The 2,665-nt window shown below is 33.1% G+C and carries 3 protein-coding genes; 1 reads left to right on the top strand and 2 read right to left on the bottom strand.

Translation table 11 applies throughout. The features are described from left to right. Positions 1-107: 107 nt before the first annotated feature. Both AC4PL9_RS15010 and AC4PL9_RS15015 read right to left on the bottom strand, forming a co-directional pair. Positions 108-374, bottom strand: coding sequence for a hypothetical protein (locus AC4PL9_RS15010; RefSeq protein WP_491605565.1), 267 nt, complete (start codon positions 372-374; stop codon positions 108-110). Positions 375-433: 59 nt separating this feature from the next. Further along, on the bottom strand, positions 434-1,105 hold the full coding sequence (locus AC4PL9_RS15015) for a hypothetical protein (protein ID WP_491605566.1): 672 nt from the start codon (positions 1,103-1,105) through the stop codon (positions 434-436). A gap of 257 nt (positions 1,106-1,362) precedes the next feature. On the opposite strand from AC4PL9_RS15015, the gene AC4PL9_RS15020 reads away from it, so the two are divergent. Next, a complete protein-coding gene (locus tag AC4PL9_RS15020; RefSeq protein WP_271306300.1) occupies positions 1,363-2,628 on the top strand; it encodes a tetratricopeptide repeat protein in 1,266 nt (421 codons plus the stop codon). Positions 2,629-2,665 lie beyond the last annotated feature (37 nt).

Consider the following 2,665-nt stretch of genomic DNA (forward strand, 5'->3'; position numbering starts at 1 on the left):
TCTTTTTTTGAAATATAAAGGACTTTTGCAAACAAAAAAGACGCACGAGGCGTCTAAGATGATTGATGTAAAAGATTGTATGCCTTTATATTTTTTTTAAAACATTGTCATACAATGCGTGGCATTTCGTCTGCAAAAAGGATGACAGGAGCGTCAACCTTAACGATGCGTGGCATTTCATCAGCAAATAATTTGACTGGCTGCTCAACTTTAACGATACGTGGCATTTCATCTGCGTATGATTTAATAGGTTGTTCAACTTTAACGATGCGTGGCATTTCATCAGCCAATGGTTTTACTGCACTTCCTAAAAGTAAAACAGCCGTTGCTAAGAATAATACTCCTGTAATTTTTTTCATTTGAATAACCTCCATTAGATTAATTGTTTATTTGATGAAGCTGTAATTCCTAGTATGTTGAAGGTGCATGTGAATTATAATTTTGTAGATTCTAGTAAGTGACATAAAGCTTCGGATTGTGCGTAGATACGACTGTCTAGCTCGCCACTATATGAATCTGGAGAGTCTGACGGGAAAATAATAACTTTATCAGATCCATTCTCATGAGCTGTTGCTAAGATAGGGACTTGCAGTTGCTGGCTCAATAATGTGCTGCAAAGTGAATGAGAAAGATCAGCAGAATCGGTTTTATGTTGCGGTTTCCAACAAACGTTCGTCTCAGGAAGAATGTATAAAATGTGTCCTTCTTGAATTAGTTTTTCACATTGGCTTGTTACGAAGTTAGTATCTTGCTCTACATTAATATACTCATAGTCATTATACTGTGTTTCGTAAATGGTTTTGGTACTTCTTTTTAAAATGGAAAGAGATAATTCTGGTCCTAAAATGTATAGCTTTTTAAATGAGTTAGTTTTTTTCAAAGATCTAGCGATAAGTCGGGGTAAGGATTGATAGTAATCAATTTGAAAAGCGTTTACAATAAAACCTCTAGGAGCATTCAACAATGGGGACAGATTTTCTAAACCTGAAAAATACTGTTTATCTTCAGAAGTAAATATGTCATTCATAGTTGATGGTTGTTTTGACTTAAAGTAAATTTTAGGTTTAATGTAGTCTTCCGCGAGTAGAAAACTTAATTTTCCCATTTGTGATTTCACCCCTTATTCATAGCTAAACGTCAGTGGACTAGTTAAAAAATACTAAAGCATTCGGTAGAAGTTTTTTAACTAGTTCAATATTATCATGCTTTCTATTAATGAAGGAGACCAACAGGTTGGGAAAATCATCGTCAAAAAGTACTGTTATTTAGACCATTTTCTAATCAGTTTCTTCAATACGTGACAAAAAGCCTATTATTAAAGAAACTTAAAATACTTTAGTACTAAGGGAGTTACTAATTGATATGGAACATAATTACGGAAACGTTATTAAAGTAGAGCGCATGAGAAAAAATATGAAGCAGTCCGTTCTCGCTAGAGGCATATGCTCTATTTCCTATTTAAGTAAAATCGAGAACAACCAAACTTCTCCAAGCGAAACCGTATTAGAATTGATCTTTGAAAGATTAGAACTAGACATCCCTCTATATTATGATTTTAGCGAAAAAGTACATCAGGTGAAGTTTGAAATTAGAGAAATTTTAAAAGAAGCAATTCTATCTCGGAAAGAAGAAAATTATTTAAAAAGAATAGAAGAATATAAAACGAATCCTGTGGTACTTCAGTCTAAAGAACTATATATAACATTAATGATTACATTGGCTAGATTTGGTATGACACCGAAAGGCAATTCAAACTATTTAATTGAAGTAGGGTGGATTGAAGATCAACTAGATTTTGATAATAGATTAAGATATGACATTATTCACTGTCTGTATATGTTTCAATATCAAACAGCAGATCGAGAGACGATAATAAATTTGTTAGAACAGATCGGACAAAGATTGAAAAATACAAATATGCCTGACTGGGAAGTAGCAGATATGCATTATATCATCGGGGCATTGTATCATCGATTTACTGATTATTTGCAAGCTATTGAAAATGTACGAGCTTCATTAGGGTATTTTCAGGACAATTTTTGTTTAGAAAGAATTATTGAGTCGCACATGATTATTGGTCTTTCATTTAAGCGTCGTAAACGTTACACTACAGCTCTTGAGCATTACGAAAAAGCTGCAAAAGTCGCTGAGACCGCGAGATTAAATAATTATTTTGGGATGCTGTATAACAACATAGGTGACATTCATTTTCTTATTGGTGACCAAGAAAAAGCTCAACAATACTTTTTGGATGGTTTCAATTTAAAAGAAGATAAAAAGAGTAAGCTATTGAGTGTCATGTCACTTCTCGAAGTAAATGTAGCTCAACAAAATATCGAAGGAATCATGAAGTGGTTAGAAACAGGTTATGAGTTAAAGGGTAATGAAGATAATTTAATAGAGTTTCGTTATCATTTTGATATTTACTTGAACAAATACAAATTTGAAGATCACAACGCTTTTATTGAAAGTTTAAAAAGAGCAGTGGGCTATTTTGAAGCGTACGATGAATACTATACGCATAAATACGCTTTATGGTTATCGAGAGAGTTGAGAAACGCAGGGAAATATAAGCTGGCTACAGAATATTATGAAAAAACTGTAGCAATTATGTCACGCTGGGAATAATTAAAAAAGAACTCGAAATCAGTAAGCGTACCGATTT

The sequence above is a fragment of the Wandonia sp. genome, from assembly GCF_984588085.1.

Excerpts from the sequence above, each read along its gene's own strand:
- AC4PL9_RS15010 (WP_491605565.1), bottom strand. The coding sequence starts at position 374 with ATGGAGGTTATTCAAATGAAAAAAATTACAGGAGTATTATTCTTAGCA.
- AC4PL9_RS15015 (WP_491605566.1), bottom strand. The coding sequence starts at position 1,105 with ATGGGAAAATTAAGTTTTCTACTCGCGGAAGACTACATTAAACCTAAA.
- AC4PL9_RS15020 (WP_271306300.1), top strand. The coding sequence starts at position 1,363 with ATGGAACATAATTACGGAAACGTTATTAAAGTAGAGCGCATGAGAAAA.